General features: G+C 42.2%; 20 protein-coding genes. 11 read left to right on the top strand and 9 right to left on the bottom strand.

The window, feature by feature from the left end; all coding sequences use genetic code 11:
- Window positions 1-3: 3 nt before the first annotated feature.
- The gene (locus FD05_RS04580; RefSeq protein ID WP_020280790.1) at window positions 4-783 is read right to left on the bottom strand and encodes a potassium channel family protein; all 780 of its coding nucleotides are present in this window, start codon (window positions 781-783) and stop codon (window positions 4-6) included.
- A 14-nt stretch (window positions 784-797) separates the two neighbouring features.
- On the bottom strand, window positions 798-2,942 hold the full coding sequence (locus FD05_RS04575) for an LTA synthase family protein (protein WP_039932625.1): 2,145 nt from the start codon (window positions 2,940-2,942) through the stop codon (window positions 798-800).
- Window positions 2,943-3,105: 163 nt separating this feature from the next.
- Here FD05_RS04575 and FD05_RS04570 point away from each other — a divergent pair, with 163 nt between their 5' ends.
- Together FD05_RS04570 and FD05_RS04565 are read left to right on the top strand one after the other, a co-directional pair.
- Window positions 3,106-3,765 carry a histidine phosphatase family protein gene (locus FD05_RS04570; RefSeq protein ID WP_020280792.1) on the top strand — a complete coding sequence of 220 codons (660 nt, stop codon included), beginning with the start codon at window positions 3,106-3,108 and terminating at the stop codon, window positions 3,763-3,765.
- A gap of 25 nt (window positions 3,766-3,790) precedes the next feature.
- The gene (locus FD05_RS04565; protein WP_020280793.1) at window positions 3,791-4,216 is read left to right on the top strand and encodes a GNAT family N-acetyltransferase; all 426 of its coding nucleotides are present in this window, start codon (window positions 3,791-3,793) and stop codon (window positions 4,214-4,216) included.
- Between the two features lie 41 nt (window positions 4,217-4,257).
- Here FD05_RS04565 and FD05_RS04560 read toward each other — a convergent pair whose 3' ends face one another.
- From FD05_RS04560 to FD05_RS04550, 3 genes are all read right to left on the bottom strand, one after another.
- Window positions 4,258-5,355: an acyltransferase family protein gene (locus FD05_RS04560; protein WP_020280794.1), complete on the bottom strand. Its 1,098-nt coding sequence runs from the start codon at window positions 5,353-5,355 to the stop codon at window positions 4,258-4,260.
- A gap of 166 nt (window positions 5,356-5,521) precedes the next feature.
- Window positions 5,522-6,013, bottom strand: coding sequence for a C40 family peptidase (locus tag FD05_RS04555; RefSeq protein ID WP_020280795.1), 492 nt, complete (start codon window positions 6,011-6,013; stop codon window positions 5,522-5,524).
- A 291-nt stretch (window positions 6,014-6,304) separates the two neighbouring features.
- The gene (locus FD05_RS04550) at window positions 6,305-9,016 is read right to left on the bottom strand and encodes an MMPL family transporter (RefSeq protein WP_020280798.1); all 2,712 of its coding nucleotides are present in this window, start codon (window positions 9,014-9,016) and stop codon (window positions 6,305-6,307) included.
- 156 nt (window positions 9,017-9,172) lie between these two features.
- Here FD05_RS04550 and FD05_RS04545 point away from each other — a divergent pair, with 156 nt between their 5' ends.
- From FD05_RS04545 to trxA, 4 genes are read left to right on the top strand one after another with little or no spacing between them, the layout of a single operon-like run.
- Window positions 9,173-10,153 carry a linear amide C-N hydrolase gene (locus FD05_RS04545; RefSeq protein ID WP_039932627.1) on the top strand — a complete coding sequence of 327 codons (981 nt, stop codon included), beginning with the start codon at window positions 9,173-9,175 and terminating at the stop codon, window positions 10,151-10,153.
- Between the two features lie 26 nt (window positions 10,154-10,179).
- Window positions 10,180-10,806 (top strand): glycoside hydrolase family 73 protein, encoded by a 627-nt coding sequence (locus FD05_RS04540; protein ID WP_235714305.1) that lies wholly within the window; start codon window positions 10,180-10,182, stop codon window positions 10,804-10,806.
- A 27-nt stretch (window positions 10,807-10,833) separates the two neighbouring features.
- The gene (locus tag FD05_RS04535; RefSeq protein ID WP_081637857.1) at window positions 10,834-11,592 is read left to right on the top strand and encodes a TerC family protein; all 759 of its coding nucleotides are present in this window, start codon (window positions 10,834-10,836) and stop codon (window positions 11,590-11,592) included.
- Window positions 11,570-11,893, top strand: coding sequence for a thioredoxin (gene trxA / locus FD05_RS04530; RefSeq protein ID WP_039932634.1), 324 nt, complete (start codon window positions 11,570-11,572; stop codon window positions 11,891-11,893). Before FD05_RS04535 ends, trxA begins: the two co-directional genes overlap by 23 nt.
- Before the next feature lie 15 nt (window positions 11,894-11,908).
- Here trxA and FD05_RS04525 read toward each other — a convergent pair whose 3' ends face one another.
- Window positions 11,909-12,298, bottom strand: coding sequence for a hypothetical protein (locus FD05_RS04525; protein ID WP_039932636.1), 390 nt, complete (start codon window positions 12,296-12,298; stop codon window positions 11,909-11,911).
- Window positions 12,299-12,384: 86 nt separating this feature from the next.
- Here FD05_RS04525 and FD05_RS04520 point away from each other — a divergent pair, with 86 nt between their 5' ends.
- The 4 genes from FD05_RS04520 to FD05_RS04505 all read left to right on the top strand — a co-directional run bounded on the left by FD05_RS04520 (window position 12,385) and on the right by FD05_RS04505 (window position 17,496).
- Window positions 12,385-12,939 (top strand): GNAT family N-acetyltransferase, encoded by a 555-nt coding sequence (locus tag FD05_RS04520; RefSeq protein ID WP_020280804.1) that lies wholly within the window; start codon window positions 12,385-12,387, stop codon window positions 12,937-12,939.
- 249 nt (window positions 12,940-13,188) lie between these two features.
- Window positions 13,189-14,586 (top strand): Na+/H+ antiporter NhaC, encoded by a 1,398-nt coding sequence (gene nhaC, locus FD05_RS04515; RefSeq protein WP_020280805.1) that lies wholly within the window; start codon window positions 13,189-13,191, stop codon window positions 14,584-14,586.
- 208 nt (window positions 14,587-14,794) lie between these two features.
- The gene (locus FD05_RS04510; protein WP_051990594.1) at window positions 14,795-15,409 is read left to right on the top strand and encodes a LysM peptidoglycan-binding domain-containing protein; all 615 of its coding nucleotides are present in this window, start codon (window positions 14,795-14,797) and stop codon (window positions 15,407-15,409) included.
- A gap of 434 nt (window positions 15,410-15,843) precedes the next feature.
- Window positions 15,844-17,496 carry a DUF5776 domain-containing protein gene (locus FD05_RS04505; protein WP_020280807.1) on the top strand — a complete coding sequence of 551 codons (1,653 nt, stop codon included), beginning with the start codon at window positions 15,844-15,846 and terminating at the stop codon, window positions 17,494-17,496.
- Window positions 17,497-17,553: 57 nt separating this feature from the next.
- Here the strand turns inward: FD05_RS04505 and FD05_RS04500 are convergent, their stop codons facing one another.
- The 3 genes from FD05_RS04500 to FD05_RS04490 form a co-directional block, all read right to left on the bottom strand.
- A complete protein-coding gene (locus tag FD05_RS04500) occupies window positions 17,554-17,874 on the bottom strand; it encodes a hypothetical protein (protein WP_039932639.1) in 321 nt (106 codons plus the stop codon).
- Window positions 17,875-18,024: 150 nt separating this feature from the next.
- On the bottom strand, window positions 18,025-18,996 hold the full coding sequence (locus FD05_RS04495; protein ID WP_020280809.1) for a GMP reductase: 972 nt from the start codon (window positions 18,994-18,996) through the stop codon (window positions 18,025-18,027).
- A gap of 332 nt (window positions 18,997-19,328) precedes the next feature.
- Window positions 19,329-20,609, bottom strand: a complete 1,281-nt coding sequence (locus FD05_RS04490) for an adenylosuccinate synthase (protein WP_039932641.1) — start codon at window positions 20,607-20,609, stop codon at window positions 19,329-19,331.
- Between the two features lie 228 nt (window positions 20,610-20,837).
- On the opposite strand from FD05_RS04490, the gene purB reads away from it, so the two are divergent.
- Entirely contained in the window at window positions 20,838-22,133 is a 1,296-nt protein-coding gene (gene purB, locus FD05_RS04485; RefSeq protein ID WP_039932642.1) for an adenylosuccinate lyase, read from the top strand.
- The last annotated feature ends 35 nt before the right edge of the window (window positions 22,134-22,168 follow it).

Raw genomic sequence — 22,168 nt, 5'->3', positions numbered from 1 at the left:
CTCCTATTTTTTCTTATGACTTTTAGCTGGGGTGAGCTTTTGATGGCTCTCCTCTTTTTTGATTTCTTTTTGGAGTTGGTTGACCTGTCGGGACAAGTGAGTCACCTGTTTGGTTAAGTCCTTCAGCGCATCGGTTTGGTCATCATGATTATCTTGAGAAGTGAAGAAATCAGTAATCGTTGATGTTAGCAAACCAATAAAACCAATTCCGCCGAGCATCAAGATGGCTGAGATGATTTTTCCACCATCGGTCTTTGGGGTGATATCGCCATAACCAACCGTGGTGGCAGTTGAAATGGCCCACCAGAGGGAATTTTGCAGCGAATCGTGCTCAAATGATGCGAAGATCAGCGAACTGAAAATCAGAATCACCAAACTAATTGATAACAGGTAAATGAAGCCGGTGTCGTACAAAAATTTATGCAGCGCGTTGGTCCACTTTCCAGAAAGCCCAAATCGCCACAAGAGGTTATAGTAGCGGACGATCGAGTAGATTCTGGCAATCCGGAAGAAAATAAAGATCGGATGTGAGGGAATCAAAGCGATTAAATCGAACAAGTTGGAGATTAGAAAATCCTTTTTCGATTTTGCCCGTTTGAAACGAATAAGATAATCGATCAGGAAAAAGAGCCATATGAGTGAGAACACAACTCGATATGGCCCTTGTCTGAGGGTGATTTTTGCGGATAACGCCAGAAATGCCAAGGCAAAGGAAATCAAAGCTAATGAAACAACCAGAATATTATAAAATAAAATACTCATTTTTTTCGTGCTTTGTTCCATCTCAGATTCCCCCCTTAACGACTGCTATCGTTATTATTTGCATCTGGATTGGTAATCTTGATTCGGTTACTGTCAGTAGTCTTATGGTGAATTTCAGGTGCATCAGTAAAGTATTCTTTCCAAGTAGACTTATCGCCATTTTTGGAGTAAATGCTGGTGGACTTCTTGCCTAAACGTTTCTCAATTCGGCGTTCCTTTTGATAGAGGTCGGCGTAATTGTAATCCCGAGGATCGATGGCTTTGAACCCTTTTGGATGGTAGAAACGCAATAAGTTCTTTTCATTGAGCGAATCAGAAAGTGAAAGCTCAGTATCCACTTTTTCTTTGTCCTTTTTGACTTGTGCTTGCTGTCGTTTGGTTAGCTTGAGCAGCTGCCCAGTCTTATTCGAGTAGATATCGCCGCTAATTGAAGTGAACGATGGACTGACCCAATCCTGGTTTCTGAAGGCAACGACTTGGTCGTGCTGTTTGGATAAGATATCGGTACCAAATTGGACGTAACGTTTACTGCTAATTCCCAATAAGTGCATCAAAGTTGGCAGGACGTCAATTTCTCCGGCATACTTCTTGGAAATAAAGCCGTTCTTTTTGCCTGGCACATCAATAATGAGTGGTACCCGTTGCAGTTGGGCATTATCAAAGTCGTCCCAGTCATCGGGATTCTTACCTAATGCTTTGGCTAAATTGGTATTCTCGGAATTGGAGATCCCATAATGATCACCATAAAGCAGAATGACTGAATGCTTCAACAGCCCAGTTTTACGCATGTAATTATAGAACTCGTGGACAGCTTGATCCAAATAGTGAGCAGTTAAGAAGTAATTGTCAACCACGTCATCACCGGTATTAGTTGTCTTGAAATTGGTATCTTCTTTATCCAGATCATATGGGAAATGGTTGGTAACCGTAATGTATTTGACATAGAACGGCTGTTGCAGATTCTGCAGGTATTTGACTGAATCTCTGAATAATAATTTATCCTTTAGGCCATAACCAAGAGAACGGTCACCAGTGGTGTTGTAATAACTGGCATCGAAGAAGTATTGGTAACCCATGTTCTTGTAGACGTTGTTTCGATTCCAGAAGCTGGCAATGTTCCCGTGGAAAACAGCACTGGTGTAGCCGCGACGCTGGTTCAAAATTGCTGGGGCAGCCTGGAAGGTGTTGTCACTACCGAGTTGGGCAAACAATGAACCCTGTGGCAAGCCGTACGTACTGGTTTCAAGCATATTTTCAGCATCTGATGTTTTTCCTTGACCAACTTGATGGAAGAAGTTTTTAAACGCATACGAAGACTTGCTTTTATAGAGCTTATTCAAAAACGGGGTGACTTCTTGGCCGTTGATCTTCTTGCCAATCAGGAATTGTTGGAAACTTTCCAAGTGAATGACAATGACATTTTTACCCTTGGCAGTCCCATAGAATTTCTTGTTGGGTTTAGCATAATGCTTCCGGGTAAACTTCAACACATCATTTAATTCCGATTTGGTGGCAGTGGCCCGCAAATCGTTATTATGCTGGGACTTCAAGCCATCATAGACGGTGAAGGCATCCAGCCCAAGATATTTGACGATGTAGGTACGGTCAAAGGTTCGGGTTAATAGCTGTGGCCGATCCATTTCTCCCAAAGATAGGTTAACGACAAAGAAAAGGACTGAAAACGAGGTAACAGCCATACCAATTCGCCGGTTCAATGGCCGAGGGTCAATCTTGATTTTCTTAAAAATCAGTAAGCCGATGATTAAGACCAGGTCGATCCAGTACAGAATATCGTGAACGTTGGTGAGCGCCAGTGAACTGCCGCTGAGGCCTTGATTGACTTTGGAATAACCGGTCATGGTGCTGACGGTCATGAAATCAGTAAATTCACGGAAGTAGATCACATTTAAGTAAAGCAAAACCGTATTCAAAATTGAAATTAGGAGCGCCAACGGGTAGAAGAATCGGCTTTTCTTGAAATAAAGGGCAATGCTAAGCAATAAAGTTGTCGTCGCAAGTGGATTAATGAGGACGATGATGAATTGGAATGGATTGGTAATTCCCAACCCAAGGTCGACAAAATAGGCCAACATGGTCTTGGCCCAAAAGCAGACGATTAATAGAATGATAAAACCCTTTCGTGTGCTGCATTTTTCCAGGGCCCAATTAATATATTTCAAAACAGTATGCTCCTTAAAATAATTACTTGCTTTATCTTATCAAAAAAACGCGCAGAAATAATAAAAATCAAGTGATTTTGCCGAAATCTTAAATTGATTTTGGGTGCGCGCCGTCCAGAAAAGTTGGTATACTTTAGGTATTAAGGGTAAAGGATGTGTCATCATGAGTAAATTTAATTTGTACATGGTTCGTCACGGACAGACCTACTTTAACATTTATAACAAGCTGCAGGGGTGGAGTAATTCACCACTTACAGATAAAGGCATTCAAAACGCTGCTGACACTGGCGAAAAGCTCAAGAACACAAAATTTGTCGCTGCTTATTGCAGTGACACGACCCGTGCTGAGCAGACCGCCCAAAAAATTTTAGATGAAAATGATGCTTCAGACATTGATTCGCCAATCACCTCAATGTTTTTCCGAGAGGAGTTTTACGGCTACTTCGAAGGCAATGATATGAGCCAGGCTTGGTACTTAGCAGGTGCACCTCACGGATTGCCTACCTTTAGGGATATCGTTGAGAAATATTCAATTGGTAAAGCTAAGGATTACTTGAAGGATGCTGATCCATTCCATCAAGCGGAAAATAATGACGAATACTGGAAACGATTGGATCAGGGTTTTGATTTAATTAGGAGCAACAAGGATATTAAAGACGGCGACAATGTTTTATTGATCAGTCATGGTAATACACTGCTGAGTATCGTTGAACGTTATGGTAACGGCAAGTATGATGTGACTGAGCGGCCAGCTAACGGTAGCTTGACGAAACTTGAAGTTGATGGGGACAACATCCAAGTTGTGTCGTTTAACGAACAATAATTTGAAGAACAAAGCAGGGAAGAATTTGGAAATCAAACAAACAGATCAATTAGACAACGTTTATCAGGATGCTCGAAACATTCGCCATCATGTTTTTGTCGAAGAGCAGGGGATTGATGAATCAGCGGAATTTGACGGCACCGATTCGGATGCCATTCACTTCGTGGGATATGTAGACGGTTCGCCCGTCGTCACTGCCCGGACAACCGTCACCAAAGATGGGGTGCATATCCAGCGGGTGGCAACAGAAAAAGCTGCTCGGAATAATGGGTATGCCAAGCAGCTTTTGAAATATATTTTAGCTGATCCGATGTTCCAAGACGCCCCGAAGTTTTATTTGGGCGCTCAGGCAACAGCCATCGGGTTTTATGAAACCTTGGGCTTTCGGCAGTATGGTGAACCGTTCACGGAAGTCGGAATCACGCATGTGAATATGGATAAGACAATTTAAAATGAGGCTGGAACAAAAGCTTACACTTTTGTTCCAGTCTTTTATTTTGAAGACCATTCCCGGATCCGAGTCCATACCCAGTGAATGATCACTGCTGAAGCAAACGACAGAACCCAAGTGCCAACGTAGGTCATCACAATTCCCGCCACTGGTTGGGCGATCGTCAACTTTCTACCGAATGCCAGCCAGAGCAGCTGGTCCCAAAAGACATTGGACAGGAAAGCTGGATACGCATAATTTGCCATGATATGGATTGTTTGAGTGATTGGAAGCCGGCGTTTAATTTGAACCACTGCGAGTGTTGAAATCAATCCGATAACTGCCAGATCATAGATGGCCATGGAAGGCTTGTAGTAGGGCGCGTTGGTGAGCAGAATAGGAAATTTGAATGAAAACAATTCAACGTTAATCCAAATGAATGCCGCAATCGCGGCCAAAGTGATGGTTAGCCACCATTTTCTCAAAAAATGGGCGGTGAAGTCGCGATATTGCCAAGCGAGTACTCCCAAGACGCCATAAAGCAGAAAGCTGATAAAAAGGCGATCCAACAGATACCAGTCACGCATGTGTGGGCCGTGGAAGACTTGCAGGTCATAGAAAATGATCCAGCTGAAATATATTATGACTGTTGCGACTAACGTGACTATTCCATGCTTTGATCGTTTCCCACACCATTTAGCGAGTCCCCAAAATACCGGCATTAAAATAATGAACTGTAGCATCATCGAGTTGTACCAAAGGTGGGGTGCAGCGTTGCCATTAACAAACTGCCAAGCAAACTGAACTGGGGTATGGTCGTGGCTGACCTGTTGAACCCAGGGCATTGCCAACAAATATATGGCGGTCCAGAGGATGGTTGGCACGAAAAGTGAGTGCCACATCTGACCGAGATAACCGTGGTAAGTTAAGTTAGTTCCACCGGTTACTCGAATGGTCGTGTAAAGAATGCCAACAATGAAAGCTGGCGCAGTAAACTTGATTAAATTGTAGGTTATCCCAATACCAGCTTGAACGGCAAGACTAGGGTGAGTCTGTAATGCCAAGCCAAGAATCGTTTGCAGCATGACAGCCGTACAGGCGAATACTTTCAGGTAGTCACCAATGTCTGGCGCATTAGGTAACTTAGCTTCATCATTCATAAGAGAGACTCCTTTGAAAGGTTATCTACTACCAATATACCAAGCGAACTCGTTTTGACAAAACAGAATTGATATGCAAGCAAAAAGAGGCTGGAAACAAATGAATGTTCCCAGCCTCTTTTATGGTAGTTGATTGAATTGTTGTTATGTTACTATGTGTTAAAAATTAATCATCGGTATCGTTATCTGCATCAAAATTAACAACGTGAGCAGAACCAACGTAGTTCCACCATGGTGCTTTAACAGTCTCAGTAATAACACCGCGGTTTTGAGCATCGATCATCTTACCTTTGCCGATGTACATACCAACGTGAGAAATTGATGCGGCACTCCAACCGAAGAATACAAGATCACCTTTTTGTAAGTTCTTGTATGAAACCTTCTGGCCGGCATTGTATTGAGCTTGAGCAGTGCGGGGAAGTGAAACACTCGCACCTTTCTTGTAAACGTAACTTGTAAATCCTGAGCAATCAAATGCTGAAGGACCAGTAGCACCATAAACATATGGCTTACCAAGGTTTTGTTTAGCAACCTTGTATACGGCTGAATAAGATGCGTCAGTGTCAGCGGCTTTTGATGCTTGAGCATCTTGGAAACCTGCGAATGATAATGTGAAGAATGCTACTAATGTTAGCAATATTTTTGTATGTAATTTCATCTTTTATCAACAACTCCCCTATCAAATCTACAGTGATAACAATACCAATGAATTGTTGCAAAAGTGTAACAAACAATTTGCAATGCAGTTAAATGTCTCACAACAACTGCAACAAACAGTCTGAAGATTGTGAATTACCGCTTTCATCGACCGTTGCAGAAGTGTTTTTCACTGAGCAAGCAAAAAAGACATTCAAATTCATTTGAATGTCTTTTTTGAACAATTTTGTGGATGATTTTGCAAAATTTATTCGATTATGATCATTTAGAAATATTAAACTTAATAAATTCTTTATTTGTTCTTCAAAATATTCTTTTTATTTGGTAAAGTAACTGCTAATTTGCCCATCGAAGTGACAATCATCGGCAAGATCAGATAATAGACACAAACCGTGTAGATGACAATCAAGGCAGTTTCAATCATCGCAAATGATGCGCCGAAGGTTAATCCAATGGCGAGTGCAATGACGACCAAGAGGATGTAACGGACAATCTTGCCATAACTGGCCATCGTTGGCCGAATCCATTCGAGTAATGAAAGCTCCGTGTACCTGAATGACAATCCCAGCGCGATGATCTGCCAAGCAGCGATCGCAGTCAAGATGCTAACGGCAATCACTGGGACCTGCCAATCGAATTGATTGGTGCCAGTAACATAATGCATCGTCAAGTATGTCAATTGGAAACCAGTGATCGCTGACATAACGAACGCAACGGTCCAATAAAGTGGTTGTAGTATTGAGCGACTGACGATAAAGACGGTTGCCAAAATGCCGATGATGACAATTGCGAGTAAAGTTATGAAATGATGATTTAACTTCGATTGATTCATCGATTGAGTTACCGGTTCGCCAGTGAAGGCAATTTGATCAGAAGAAAGTGGGGTACCTCTTAATTGGAGGCCAACCTGTTCTTCCAACATTTTGACCTGTTTGACATTGGTCTTGCTGGAAGGCGCATTTTTCATGACGACTTGAATGGTGGTAATCTTCTTGTCCTGACTCGTGTAATTTAACATTGTCTGTAAGAAATCAGTGTCAGCGAGTTGCGCCTTCGTAATGTAATAAACATTTGCTGCCCCAGATTTTTGGAGGCCATTCAAATAATCATAAATGTTGTTCAACTGATCAGTTGAGGAATTAACCTGGCTGCTGACTTGCTTTAATTGTTTTTGGACCTGACTGATTTGCTGACTGTAACTTTGCAAATTATTAGCACTGTTTTGGCCGTAATTCTGAATGACCGAACCTTCAGCGTTTAACTGACTGATACCCGATGAAACACTTTGTAATGATTGGTTCAATTCATTGATCTTTTGCTGATACATTCGGACCCGGCGTGAAGCACCCTGTTGAACGGAGACACTGGAGTTGGCGGCCACGCTGTTAACCTGGGATGCCAAACTCGAGCTGTCTTCCACAATTTGGTTGCTCTTTTTAACCAGATTCTGCATATCCTTCACTTGTTGCTTCAATCCTGACAAGTTCAGATTGCTGCCACTGGTTTCAATCCCATTGGATGCTTGAGAAAGCTGACCAGTGGCTTCCTTGGCGTTTAAACCAATTGATTCCAGTTGATTCGATACATAATATTTTTCGATTGGCATACCGCTTGGCTGGGTCAATGAATATGCGGCACTCACGCCTTTGGTATGCTGTAATTTAGTGGTTAACTGATCCAGATGCTGCAGGTATTTCTCATTATCCAGCGGTTGATCATTCTTCAGATAAATGGTGATCGGGGTTGCTTTGCCTTCAGAGAAATGAGCTTGAAGCACATGGGCGCCTTTGACAGCTTGATTAGTCTGCGTCAAATTGGTCATTGGTGAGAAATTCAAACTTGTGTGATAGAAGTAAATGAACGGTAGCGTCAGGTATAGGACGACCAAAAATGCTGCAATCGGCTGCCACAGTGAGAAATCGGTTGCCTGGTTCCAGAAATGCGATTTCATGGCAGTCAGTGGGGCGTTTGAAGGCCAGAAGATACTTTCACCGAGGGCTGCCATAAAGACGGCGTTCAAAGTTAGAACGGCGAGCATCAACACAACATAAGTAATTCCGAGGACCCACAGTGATTGAAGTTGGTCATAATTGATAAACCCACAGCAGGCGAAAATAATTGCCAATGCACTGCCAACAATCGTAATTGGGAAACGCAAATCAGAAATGGTCTGCTGAGTGGCATATCGGGCTTCCCGCTGCATGGAAAGGACACTTCTGAGCTTTCGGTAGATATAAATATTCCAAATCGTTCCGATCACAACGGTGGCAATCCCAATTTCAAGCGGTGCATACTGTGTGAACGCAAAGTGGAAATGTTTTGCCAAGGCGACGGATCCACTGAATGACGTCACGAAAGCCGCAAACAGGGTGATAAATGAAATAATGGGTGCGAACAGCGAACGGAAGTAAATCCCGACGATCAACATTGAAACCACAAATAAGGTAATCAAGACGATGTTGGTCACTTGAGCGGTCTTTTCATTATTGACGTCGCGGACAATTTCAGGACTGGTGACGTATGATTTCAGTCCTGAAACATGCACTTCACTCACTAATTCGTTGGTCAGAACTCGGAGTGTGTTGCTCTTAGCGTCGATATCCAAACTGGCAATCTGAGTTGAGCCATCTTTGGATAGCAACTGCTGTTTACCGGCAACGTTGGTGTTAAGCGTGACAATTTTCTTGATGCTGTAAAATGACTGATGCTGTTTTAATTTATTTAAAGCTGTGTCAATCTTAGTCTGCTGTTGAGGAGTAATTTTGCCTTTTGGGTTGGTGTAGACAACGTTAATTGTCGACGTTTTTCCCAGGTTATATCCCCAATCTTTGCGCAGCTGCTGTGCTTGAGCAGGCTGAGAGTTCTGACTAAAAGTCGGTTGACTGTAAGATTGCAGTGTATCGGTCACGTTGGGAGCGGTTATAATTGCAATAAATGTAATAATCAGCCATACTAACAGCGTGAATAAGCGATTTTTGTGTAATTTTGCGATAGTTTCCTTCATTAGTTCGTCCCCTAAATATGTATGTATGAAAAAGGCTCATATATTAAGAGTTTACCATTTTATAAGGGGTAGTGCGATACGTTTCGGGCGTTTTGTGGTATATTGGAAAAATTATTGTAAAATTTATCCAAGTCATTTTGATGGGAGGGCCTCAAAGTGTGTACAAGTATATTCCAAATTGGTCAACAAGATGGCGCTCATGTGCTGTCGCGGACGATGGATTGGCCGCAGTTGGGGGCACATCCCGTTTTTGTACCGCGCAACTATGCCTGGCATTCTGTTTACGATGATCAAAAGTACGTGACAAAGTATGCCACGCTGGGTTCAGGCCATCAGCATGCTAAACGGATCGACATGTCCGATGGGGTGAACGAATTTGGCTTGGCTGTCCAAAAGTTGACTTTTACTAATGGCAGCGAATTGGTCGAAGAACCGGGTGTTGATAAAATTCACCTGGCACCTTTTGAGTTGTCGTTTTTTTTGCTGTCCAATTATCAATCAGTAGCCGATATCAAGGACCACATTGAAGAAATTGAATTAATGGCAGACAAACATAGCCTGATGAAGTATGGTCACAGTGAGCTGCACTTTGCGGCTTGCGATCCCACTGGCAGAATTGTGGTGATTGAACCGGTCACGACCCCAATTGAAATCATCGAAAATCCACTTGGCGTTTTGACCAACAGTAATCATTTTGACCGTCAAATTGAGAAACTGAATAAGTATTTGGACTTTACCCCAGATTTTTTGAATGGGACGGTTCCATTGAACACGCCAAGAGTGACGACTGGCAACGTATCCGGAAAGTCAATTCCACCCGGTTCATATTCACCAGGCTCAAGATTTGTCCGTGCATCCTATTTGAAGGAACGAATTGATATTCCCCAAAATGAAAATGAAGCATTTGATAATTGTTGGCATATTTTGGACTCGGTTAACGTACCTAAGAGTAGGGAGCACCAGCCAACCTATTCGGTGTATCGGGCAGCGGTCTGCTGTGAGAGTCGCAACTACTATTACCAGTCGTATCATGCTAAATCTGTGACTAAAATTCAACTAACCGATGAATTAATTCACTCAAATGAAGTAAAATTTTTCAATGTGGCTGATAAAATCAGCTTCAATGAGTTAAACTAATGTATTGAGGATATTTGTGGGGAGAAATGAAGTTGCGAAAACAAGGTTGGCGGGTTATTTTAATAATGCTCTTAACGTTTGCCGTTTTAGCAGCTGGGATTGCCTTGCGTGGGCAGTTTAGCCAACGCTCGCAAACCCAGTCAGTACCAACCTTGGTTCAAAAAAAGCCACATCATTTTTCGGCGCAGCAAAAACGAACCTTTATCAGCAAGGTCGGTAATCCTGCAGTTAAGATTTATGTCAAGAATCGCCAAGTGTTGCCTAGTGTGGTGATTGCTCAGGCCATTTTGGAATCTCAGTTTGGGACGTCTGAATTGTCGACTGATGCTAATAATTTATTTGGAATTAAGGGCACCTACCGGGGACAATCGGTTCAGTTCTACACCCGTGAAATTGAGAACGGCAAATCGATCAAAGTCTTGGCACAATTCAGGAAGTACCCGAATCTGGCGTCGTCGATTGCTGATCATAATCAGTTGGTGAGTGCAAAGTTCATTAAGTCAAAGAACATCTTGAGCTATCGTCAATCAACCCGGCTGCTGCAGGAGAATGGCTATGCAACCGATCCGCATTATGCCTCAAAATTGAATCATCTGATTGTTGAATATCATCTTAGTAATTATGATCTGAAAGCTTTAAATGCAAGAGTCTAAAAATTTGTCGAGGTGAATGCCACATTGTTGAATTGGGTTTCTAACTTATATGGTCCATTTTTTGATCCCCATAATTGGGAGACGGTAATCAGTAGCGGAAGTGATTGGCTAATTATTTTGTCACTGGTCACGATTGAATGTCTGTTGTCGGTTGATAACGCGGTTGTCCTTGCCGCACAGACTCAAGCACTACCAACCAAAGTCCAACGAGAAAAATCCTTGTTCTATGGGCTGTGGGGCGCTTATCTTTTCCGCTTCCTAATTATCGGGGCCGGAACTTACTTGATTCACTTTTGGGAAATCAAAGTAATTGGGTCACTTTATCTATTCTATCTGGTTTACCAATTTTTTCGGAAGACGAAAATTGTCCGAACCAAAAAGCTGGCCAGCAAGAAGAAGCACGGCATTTCGCTTTTCTGGTCAGTCGTTGCTCAAATTGAATTTATGGACGTTGTTTTCTCGATTGACTCCGTCTTGGCTTCACTGGCAATTTCATCGAACCCAGTAATTGTTCTCCTGGGTGGAATGATCGGAATCCTCGCGATGCGGGGGGTTGCCGAAGTCATCATGAAACTAATGGGGATCATCCCGGAACTCCAACCGATGGCGTACGTGTTAATTGCCATCATTGCTTTAAAATTGTTCCTGTCGATTCCAGCAATTGACATTGAAATTCCAGCCACCGCATTTGGTGGTATCGTGATCGCAGCTGTGATCATTACTTTGATTATTCACTATGTACGAAAGAATCGGAGGCAAAAAGATGAGCACGGAGATAACGCCTAATAATTTAACAAGAGAAACCAATAATAAAATCACCATCATCGATTTCTGGGCTCCCTGGTGTGGCCCATGTAAGATTCTGGACCCAATTTTGGAAGATTTGGAAAAAGATTATGGTGATCGGATTCACTTTGGCAAGATGAATGTTGACGGGAATCAGGAGATTGCAGAAAAGTACCATGTGCTCAGCGTTCCCAGCTTGGTTGTTTTTAAAAATGGCAAGGCTGCCGAAAAAGTCAGCGGCATTTATCCCAAAGAGAAGTTAAAAAAATATTTTGATCAAAAAATCGCAGAAGTCGAATAAATCTGGTTGGGCATTTTACCGAAATGGTTTGATGCCTTTTTCTTTTGCCATTGGTGTCAGTTTGGAATTCAGGATATCCAACCCCTGCAATGGGAAATTAAGGATCGGTGCGATAATTGCACGCTTGGTTGGATCGGGGACCACTTGACTCTGCTTGAGATTAGGGAGCATTTTTGCTAAATCAGTCTGCGTGAGTCCGAGTTCTTTTGAGTAGTACATCACTCGTTGGAAGATCAGATTTTTGAACCAGAGATAGTACACAATTCCGGCGGCAGCGATGTACCAAAAGACGGTCCAGGTGATCCCAATTTTAGCGGGCGATAGAATATTGGTAAATAAAGCCAAGATAATAAAGGCACAATATGTTAAAATGCTAATTATGGTTAGTTTAGATTTTGTTGACATGGTTGACCAACTTTCCCTGAAATTTGTGATACCATTTAGATATAATTATAGACAAGTTGGAAAAATATAGATAGTGAGATGAAATTGTGAAATTTTCAGTAGAGACAATTGATCGCAAAGATTATGCGGCTGTACGAGGTATTATCGCAGATAGTTATAAGAATGATGGGCCCAACACAGACGGCGACGAGGTTGATATGGTCGACCGACTTCGCTCAAGTGACGGATATAATGAGCAGTTTGAAGTTGTTGCCAAGGATTCGGATCATCGTGTAATTGGCCATGCATTGATGGTACCGGCAACGGTTCGTTCTGCCACGGTCAAATTCCCAATTGTGTCCATCGTTGAAATCGGTGTTCTTCAAGGCTACCGAAACGATGGTGTTGGTCAGGAAATGGTGATTGAGCTGGAAACTCGGGCTCGTTTGGCCGGTTATCATGCCGTTAGTGCAATTGATAATTCTGACTTTTTCTTCAAGAATAACTATGTGCCAGCTGATAATTTCAACATTTTGCCAACTGTGAACGTTGATTTTAACGCCAATTTGATTAAGCCATTGTTCGATGGTGCCTTATTTCATAAAGGCGGGAAGATTTATTATCCTGAAGAATACTTTGGGGTTCGAAGCACCAATTATTAATTTGATATTTAAAACGCCATATGAAGTAGTTAATCAGTCTGGGTGTCAGAAAGCCGGTGGGTAATGCGAACCGGTCAGGGCTGATTGACGAAATACCGTGGTGAATTTTGACGGATAATAACTAGAGCCGATATCATCTAGTGAGTGAGTCGTTTTCGAACGGCTAAGCTGGGTGGTACCACGTGATAAGCGTCCCTGATCCTTAATTGGATTGGGGACTTTTTTTATGCAACGAAAGGGAGATTAAAAATGGAAAATGAAGCCAAAGAACCGCGCATTAGTCTAACTGAGGGGATTATTGTTCTACTATTTATGCTGGTAATCATGGGATTTAGCGTGATTAAATTACAAATTTCGCCACAAATTCCCATATTATTTGTTATTTTACTGTTGATTGGCTGGGCGAAAGTTCGCAAATTCTCTTGGGATTCAGTGAATCAAGGAATTATTAACGGGATTTCAACCGGTATTATTCCGATGTTTATTTTTATTTTGATTGGTGCCCTGATTAGTTCATGGATCGCTGCCGGCGTTATTCCATCTCTAATGGTGTATGGCTTTAATCTCATCAGTGCCGAGTGGTTTCTACCATCAGTCTTTCTGGTTTGTACGATTGTTGGAACGGCAATTGGAAGTGCCTTCACTGTGGTGTCGACGATTGGAATCGCCTTTCTTGGGATGGGGTTGACGATGGGCGTGAACCCAGCGATGATTGCTGGTGCTGTGATTTCTGGTGCCATTTTTGGTGACAAGACTTCACCTTTGTCAGATTCAACCAACCTTGCTTCTGCAGTAGTTGGAGCAGATTTATTCAGCCATATTCGGAATTTAATGTGGTCAACGATTCCGGCGTTTTTCACTTCATTAATTGTCTTTTTCATAGTTGGGCGCACAAATGCACAACTAAATACGGCTTCAATCGATAAGACTGTCAACGTTTTGACTCAACATTTCAGTATCTCACTTTGGGCGTTTCTTCCTATTGTTCTCATGTTTTTATGTGCCTGGCGGAAAATTCCTGCGATCCCAACATTGTTTATCAACATCTTGGTTGCTGTGGGGATGCTTTATGTCGAAGAGCCCAAAACGAAAATTCAGGCTGTTGTTAACACCTTGACCAGTGGCTATGTTTCACAGACCGGTAATAAAAATGTCGACAATCTATTGACCCGTGGGGGGATTGCCAGCATGATGGCGACAATTGCCTTGATCATTTCAGCATTGGCGCTTGGTGGCCTGCTGATGAAATTCGGCGTGATTGACGCTGTGATGGGGCCGTTATCACGAAAGTTACAGTCAAATGGCTCATTGATTCTGGCTGTGATTTTGAGCGGAATCGGTGTCAACATCTTTGTCGGTGAACAGTATCTTTCAGTGATCCTGCCAGGAAATGCCTTTAAATCAACCTTCGACAAAGCTAAATTGGCGCCAGTGGCTTTGAGTCGGGCACTTGAAGATGGGGGAACAGTGATTAACTACCTGATTCCGTGGGGTGTCGCTGGTGTTTTTGCGGCCAATACACTCCAAGTACCAACAATTGAGTACTTGCCATTTGCTATATTTAGCCTTTCTTCCCCGATTTTTTCAATCATTAGTGGCTTTACCGGGATCGGTTTGAAACATTTGAAAACACGTGAAAACGTTTAGCATTGCCACTTTAACAACGTTTTACTTCCAGATCATAGATTTTTAGTTTGACAAACATTACTCTCTCGTTACATTAGTTACATACGAACAGGTATTCTTAATACGCGTGATATTTGATGGTAACTTCGTAACTATACACTATGTATTGTTGATCGATGAGGTCGACAAAAATTCTAGACACAGAACACAGATATAGGAGTGTGTAATTTTGAAAAAAGTATTATCTATGATCTTCGCTACTTCAGCAGCAGCAATCGGACTTTTCTTCGCTGGATCAGCTTATGCTTCAGCAAACACAGTTGTTACTGTTAAGTCGGGCGACACCGTATGGGGAATCTCACAACAATACAATTCCTCAGTCAAGGCTATCGAGAGTGCCAACAATCTTAAGGATGCAAATGTTATCGTTGTGGGACAGAAGTTATCAATCCCATCAGCAAACAGTTCATCAAATACTCAGGGTAGCGCACATGCAGCAACTGCAACGACTACACAACAGACACAGAGTTACAGCCAACCTGCACAACAGACAACTACTCAAAGCAGTCAAGCATCACAAGCTTCAACTACAACTGCTACTAGTGGTTCAGTTGCTCAACAGGCTGCACAATTGATGGAACAAAAGACTGGTGTTTCAGCATCAACTTGGATGGCCATCAGTTACCGTGAATCAAGAAACGACCCAACAGCACAAAACCCAAGTTCAACTGCTCATGGTTTGTACCAATCACTTTACACAACAAGTAATGACTGGCGCGAACAAGTAAATGATGCAGCACGGATTTACCAATCACAAGGAATGGGTGCTTGGGCTTTAAATTAAGAAGCAGAGTGCGAAGTAAGCCGTTTAGCTTCTGAGCATTAATTTAAAAACGACCCTGATGCGATTTTGCATCAGGGTCGTTTTTGGATTAAGCGGAGGAAGCTGGCTTGTGTAGCACATTTCGGCTATATAGCAGTGGAACGCCTTGCTTAAGGAATGATTTTTATTCCTTAAGCGATTTTTTTGGTTAGGTGCAGGGATCAGTGCCGTCGAAGCACATTTCGGCTATATAACAGTGCCCCCATCGCTTAAGGAATCCTTTTTCCTTAAGCGATTTTTTGGTTAGTCACAGATTTCAGCGTTTCAACACTGAATTATTAGTAAAGTACTCATTCTAATAACTTATCAGATATGATAATGTCTTTCCGGCTCGGATCTTGATAAAATTATATTGTAAATGATTCAGTAGACAACAATTTAAGGGGGATACCGATATGTCCGATAAGACTGTGAGATTCAGCCTCATTCGAACTGTTCGATTATTAGTAACGTTTGCTGTCACAATCGTATTTTGGGGGTTATTAAGTCATCAATCAATTGTCAAGGCAGCTGATGGTGATGTGACGTATCAGATGCATTCAATTGATATTTATGGAAACCCAATTGATTCAGAAGTTAATGGCAAGAAAATGGTGGTAAGTGCGGACACCAATTTTCTTGATGTGACCAAGCTTGTTCCCACTACCTTGGACAATAATCGTTATGTCGCTGTCGGTTATTATCATGATAATCAGTCAGGCCAAGAAATGATGTATTATCGAGATTTCGCAGATCGTAATAAAACAGCTGCAGAGTTTTTCACACGGCTTGAAGTATATAATCCTGCCAGAAAAGCTGGCGATACAGAAGTTGAAATTTACTTTGCTTATAAGGATACCCAATCAGCTAAGCCAGATCAGATTACGCTGACGCCAGGAGCGCTTGAGAGGGAAGCTGGTAAAATTAAAACATTCTACACAGATGTTCATGGAAATGAGCTAAAACCATCAGTTAGTTATGAATTTGAAGATGTACCGGATGTTGATAGCACCTTCGAACGCGAATTTAACGGTTATCGGTATGTTGCTGCCGTGATTCGTAATCCACGACCTTATGGGACTTACGTTTATTCAGAATCAGGAATATACGCTAACATGGCGACCAATGTTGAAGACTTGCTATTTCAAGCGATTCTTCAGCCAAGGTATATGAACGGGGTAGCCGTGCGATTAAAGCAGCATGAGGCCGGGTCAACTGCCACCTTTATTTATGAAAAGGTCGTACACACACTGACGGTTGAATATCTAGATGAGACCGGTAAGCCAATTCCCGGCTATCCAACTAAAATTCAGGAATTGAAAACCGGTTCTGATTTTTCGGCGGAAGCGCCAGAAATTTCAGGATATACATTAATTGGTGATAAAAAGGTAACCGGCAAGTTGACAGAAGATCAAAAGATTACTTTTAAGTATCAGAAAAAGGTGACCCCACCAGCAACCAATAACAATGGCGGTGGGACAATCACTCGTCCAACAGAAGAAAGCCGCACTAACTCGGTACAGCCGGACGGGACTGTGGAATTTCCGGCACCAAAGGAATTACCAGATGGGACTCAATTGCCAAACTATGCGGCAACACAAGGCACAGTTGTGTATGCAACCAAGGCAATATATATGTACAAGGATCCTAATTTTAAGAAGGGTCAACGAATTGTTAAATACCCGAAAGCTAAACGAGTGCACCGTCCAATGTTTGTGGTAACTAGCTATGCGCGCTCGGCCAGTGGTGCACTGCGATATAGGGTTAAAGATGTGAACCATCAGAGTAAGACGGCAGGAAAAGTGGGTTATATTACCGCCAACCTGAAATTTGTGGTGAAGGTTTATTACACCTCAATGCCTAAGGACAAAAGAATCACCGTTATTTCCAAGAACGGTGTCAATGCATATCGGAACGCCAACTTGACTAAAAAGGTGAAACAATATAAGAGCGGAAGTCACTTGAAGGTCAAAAAGATTGTGAAACACAACCTGACGACCCGTTATCAGTTAAGTAACGGATATTATATTACTGGTAATAAGAAGTTGGTCATCCACGGCAACTATTAAACACAAAACAAAAAGGTATTCGCCCAATCGCGAATACCTTCACTACATAATTTATTATTACCCACGTACTAACAACTCGATCTGGCCCTTTTGTGGCGCAAAGTTAATGCCAACCAACGGCTCTCGTAATATCTTGCCATATTCGTCCAGTACGTCAAATGGGAGTGGGGTATGGGCTTTAAGAGATGCAACCACATCGCCGGCATCGTGTGCTTCGGAAAGATCAATAAATAAGTTGACCTTGTTGACAACGTCGCGGAATAGATCGGTTAAAATTCCGTTGGGCTTACCTTCGACATCTGTAATCACTACCTGTGAGGAATCAAACGATAAATGATTAAATCGTACCATTTGCAATACGTCAAACAGGTTATTCATTGACTTCAAGTCCCTTCATGATGATTCATTTATTCTAAGTTTAGCTGTTGAGATATACAAAAAGCAAGGAATTTATCGTTTAGTCATTCATTCCCAGAAAAAAATCCCATTTCTCAACCTTGAGAAATGGGATTCGTCATGTCTAAACGGTTAGTCACCGTTCATAATTGAATTTTTAACAATCACATAATCAACTTTAGTAATATCACTTAATTTTCGGCCACCAGCATATGAAATTGATGACTGAAGATCTTGTTGCATTTCGGTTAAAGTGTCGGCAATGTGACCACGATATGGAACCAACATTTGACGGCCTTCAACGTTACGGTAGGCACCCTTTTGACGCTCAGATGCTGAACCCCAGTATTGTTTGTATTTTTTACCATCAATACTGATCAGGTTACCCGGAGTTTCTTCGTGTCCGGCTAACAATGAACCAATCATGACCATTGAAGCACCGAAACGAACTGATTTGGCGATGTCGCCGTTGAAACGAATTCCGCCGTCTGCAATCATTGGCTTTCTAGCTGCCTTTGAGCACAAACGTAAAGCAGCTAACTGCCAACCACCGGTACCAAAACCAGTTTTCAGCTTCGTGATACATGCCTTACCAGGTCCGATACCAATTTTAGTGGCGTCAGCCCCGGCGTTTTCGATTTCACGAACAGCTTCAGGAGTCCCCAAGTTTCCAGCAATCAGGAAGCTGTCAGGTAATTGTTCCTTGATGTAATGGATCATCTGAATAACATAGTCTGAATGGCCATGGGCAACATCAATGGTGATGTACTCAGGCTTTTGATTATCGGCTACCAATTGGTCGATAAATTCGTATTCTTCCGGCTTGATCCCAACACTGATCGAAGCATACAGATCTTTTGAATGCATCATCTTGATGAATCCTTCACGCTTTTCAGGCTGGAAACGGTGCATAATGTAGAAATAGTCATTTTGTGCAAGCCAAACGGCTAATTCGTCATTAATAACAGTTTCCATGTTAGCTGGAACAACAGGAATCTTGAATGTCTTAGGTCCGAATTTTACTGAAGTATCAGCTTCACTCCGACTCTTGATGATGTTCTTGTTAGGGATCAGTTGAATGTCTTCATAATCAAATACTTCCATGATTTACCTCCGAGGTTTTAGGACAGTTCCGTCAGGCAGAAAGTTATGCTACATTTTCTACTTGCCTGATTCTGCTCACGACTTTAGGACAGCTCCGCAAGGCAGGAATCTGCCCATAAGCACCTTTAACAAAATTCCAAGTGCGGGAATTCTGTTAAAGGAGACTTATGCACCGATTCCTAATCGCCTTGCTACGCTCACTGCTTTTTAGGACAGCTTCGCAAGGCAGAAGTCTGCACATAAGCACCTTTAACAAAATTCCAAATACGGGAATTTCTGTTAAAGGAGACTTATGCACCGATTCCTAATCGCCTTGCTGCGCTCACTGCTTTTTACCACACTTTTTCAACGACGTTAGTCTGCTCTCTGTCAGGACCGACTGAGAAGGTTGCGTAAGGGACGCCGACTGCTTTTTGGACATGGTTCAAATAATTTTGTGCATTAGTTGGTAACTCTTCAAATGTTTTACACTTAGTAATATCTTCATCCCAGCCAGGCAGCTCGTCATATACGGGCTTGCATTGGTTGAGTTCTTTTAAGGTTGCTGGATAATGGTCGATCTTCTTGCCATTCAATTCGTAAGCAACACAGATTTTTAGTGTTTTAATGCCAGTTAAAATGTCTAAACAGTTTAATGACAAATGTGTGTAGCCACTTACTCGAGCTGAGTGGCGGAGAACAACACTGTCAAACCAGCCGATTCGACGAGGACGCTTAGTGACAACGCCATATTCATGGCCGACTTCACGAATGTGATCGCCAATTTCATTTTTCAATTCTGTTGGGAAGGGACCTTCACCAACTCGTGAGGTGTAGGCTTTGCAGACACCGATGACGTGATCAATCCGGTTAGGGCCCACACCGGTACCAACAGCAGCACCGCCGGCACTTGGGTTGGATGAGGTGACGAATGGATAAGTTCCATGGTCGACATCCAACATGACACCCTGAGCGCCTTCAAACAAGACGTTCTTGTGTTCGTCGAGTGCGTTGTTAATAATATAGGAAGCATCAACAACGTATGGTCGGATTCGATCTGCGTATTCGTTGTATTCATTGAAGATTGGTTCAAATTCTAATGGTTCATGGTCATAGATTTTAGTGAGCAGTTCGTTCTTAACTTGTAGATTGCTTCGAAGTTTTTCTTCAAAGATATCCTTATCAAGTAAATCAGCAATTCGGATGCCAATTCTCTCGTATTTATCCATGTATGCAGGTCCGATTCCCTTATTAGTAGTTCCAATCTTGGAATCTTTCTTTTGCTCCTGCAAACCGTCGAAGAGAATGTGGTAAGGCATGATGACCTGAGCACGGTTTGAAATTCTCAAGTTATCTGTACTGATCCCATCCTTTTTCAAATTGTCCATTTCGTTGATCAAGGATTTGGGGTTAACGACAACACCGTTACCAATTACACTGTACTTCTCCTGATCAAAAATACCTGATGGGATAAGTTGCAGATGGTAGCTGTTGCCGTTAAATACAATGGTGTGGCCGGCATTATCTCCGCCTTGATAGCGGGCAATAATATCAGCACTTTGGCCAAAGAAATCGGTAATCTTACCTTTCCCTTCGTCGCCCCATTGACTTCCAACAATCACAATAGATGACATATGAACACCTCTAAATTTTATTGCTAGGAATCTACCCAGCATTTTTAATGATACCAACATGTATTCTATTAATCAACCAAAAGGTTAATAATTTTCATTGGTAAAACGTTTAATATTCGACTTTATAACCGAATACGAACGAAAGGTAATTATTATTCTCATAATATAGTCAAAACATGAACGATATGGTATTATTATCTTGTCATTATTTAGTAGAAAGGACTCGTTATGATAGATAGATATTCTTTACCTGAAATGAGCAACATCTGGTCACTGCAAAACCAATATGCTTCATGGCTGAAAGTTGAAATTGCCATTGATGAAGCTTGGTCCAAGCTCGGAAAGATCCCAGCTGAGGACGTTGAGAAGATTAAGAAGAACGCCAAATTTGATGTGGATGGCATTGCCGAAATTGAGGCAGTTACCCATCATGATATCGTTGCCTTCACTCGGGACGTGTCAAAATCACTTGGCCCTGAAAAGAAATGGGTCCACTATGGTGTTACCAGCACCGACGTTGTTGATACCGCTTGGGGTGTTCGTATCAAGCAGGCCAACGAAATTATTCGAAAAGATATTGATGCATTTATTGATGTCATCGCCAAACAAGCTAAGAAATACAAGGATACGGTCATGATCGGCCGAACCCATGGTGTTCAAGCAGAACCGACAACCTTTGGTTTAAAACTTGCCCGTTGGTATTCAGAAATGAACCGTAACAAGCGTCGTTTTGCGACTGCTTCTAAAGAATTGGAAGCCGGTCAGACTTCTGGTGCCGTTGGTACTTTTGCCAACGTTCCACCATTTGTTGAACAATATGTTTGTGATTCACTCGGATTACGGGCTCAAGAAATTACCAGCCAAATTCTGCCTCGTGATTTGCACGCTGATTACATTTCAACTTTGGCATTAATTGCCACTAGTTTGGAAGAGTTTGCGACTGAAATTCGTGGCCTGCAACGTTCTGAAATTCATGAAGTTGAGGAACATTTTGATGCCGGACAAAAAGGCTCGTCTGCAATGCCACACAAGAAGAATCCAATTGGTTCCGAAAACATTTGTGGATTGGCACGAGTTGTCCGTGGACACATGGTCACTGCGTACGAAGATGTTGCTTTGTGGCATGAACGAGACATTTCTCATTCATCTGCAGAACGAATCATCATTCCAGACACTTTGACATTATTGGACTACATGCTTCATCGTTTCACACGGATTTTGGATCGTTTAACCGTCTTCCCAGAACGGATGAAGAGCAACATGGGGCTTACCTATGGTTTGATTTACAGCCAACGTGTCATGCTCAAGTTGATTGATTCAGGGATGACTCGTGAGCAAGCTTATGACTTGGTTCAACCATTGACCAAACAATCATGGGATAAGGGAATTCAATTCCGTGACTTGGTTGAAGGTGACAAGAAAATTACCGATGCTTTGAGTGAAGATCAAATCAACGATGCGTTTGATTATCATTATCACATTCGTCATGTTGGTGAGATTTTTGCACGGGTGGGTCTTGAATAAATTTATGAAATTAAAAAGAAGTTGGACATTTTGTC

Origin of the sequence: Lentilactobacillus otakiensis DSM 19908 = JCM 15040, assembly GCF_001434145.1 — a bacterium.
Lineage (GTDB): Bacteria > Bacillota > Bacilli > Lactobacillales > Lactobacillaceae > Lentilactobacillus > Lentilactobacillus otakiensis.
The sequence above is the reverse complement of the archived record's forward strand: the minus strand, read 5'-3'. Positions and strand labels throughout refer to the sequence as shown.

Excerpts from the sequence above, each read along its gene's own strand:
- FD05_RS04580 (WP_020280790.1), bottom strand. The coding sequence starts at position 783 with ATGGAACAAAGCACGAAAAAAATGAGTATTTTATTTTATAATATTCTG.
- FD05_RS04570 (WP_020280792.1), top strand. The coding sequence starts at position 3,106 with ATGAGTAAATTTAATTTGTACATGGTTCGTCACGGACAGACCTACTTT.
- FD05_RS04525 (WP_039932636.1), bottom strand. The coding sequence starts at position 12,298 with ATGTCAACAAAATCTAAACTAACCATAATTAGCATTTTAACATATTGT.
- FD05_RS04500 (WP_039932639.1), bottom strand. The coding sequence starts at position 17,874 with ATGAATAACCTGTTTGACGTATTGCAAATGGTACGATTTAATCATTTA.
- FD05_RS04490 (WP_039932641.1), bottom strand. The coding sequence starts at position 20,609 with ATGTCATCTATTGTGATTGTTGGAAGTCAATGGGGCGACGAAGGGAAA.
- FD05_RS04495 (WP_020280809.1), bottom strand. The coding sequence starts at position 18,996 with ATGGAAGTATTTGATTATGAAGACATTCAACTGATCCCTAACAAGAAC.
- FD05_RS04505 (WP_020280807.1), top strand. The coding sequence starts at position 15,844 with ATGTCCGATAAGACTGTGAGATTCAGCCTCATTCGAACTGTTCGATTA.
- FD05_RS04550 (WP_020280798.1), bottom strand. The coding sequence starts at position 9,016 with ATGAAGGAAACTATCGCAAAATTACACAAAAATCGCTTATTCACGCTG.
- FD05_RS04555 (WP_020280795.1), bottom strand. The coding sequence starts at position 6,013 with ATGAAATTACATACAAAAATATTGCTAACATTAGTAGCATTCTTCACA.
- FD05_RS04540 (WP_235714305.1), top strand. The coding sequence starts at position 10,180 with ATGAAGTTGCGAAAACAAGGTTGGCGGGTTATTTTAATAATGCTCTTA.
- FD05_RS04560 (WP_020280794.1), bottom strand. The coding sequence starts at position 5,355 with ATGAATGATGAAGCTAAGTTACCTAATGCGCCAGACATTGGTGACTAC.
- trxA (WP_039932634.1), top strand. The coding sequence starts at position 11,570 with ATGAGCACGGAGATAACGCCTAATAATTTAACAAGAGAAACCAATAAT.
- nhaC (WP_020280805.1), top strand. The coding sequence starts at position 13,189 with ATGGAAAATGAAGCCAAAGAACCGCGCATTAGTCTAACTGAGGGGATT.
- purB (WP_039932642.1), top strand. The coding sequence starts at position 20,838 with ATGATAGATAGATATTCTTTACCTGAAATGAGCAACATCTGGTCACTG.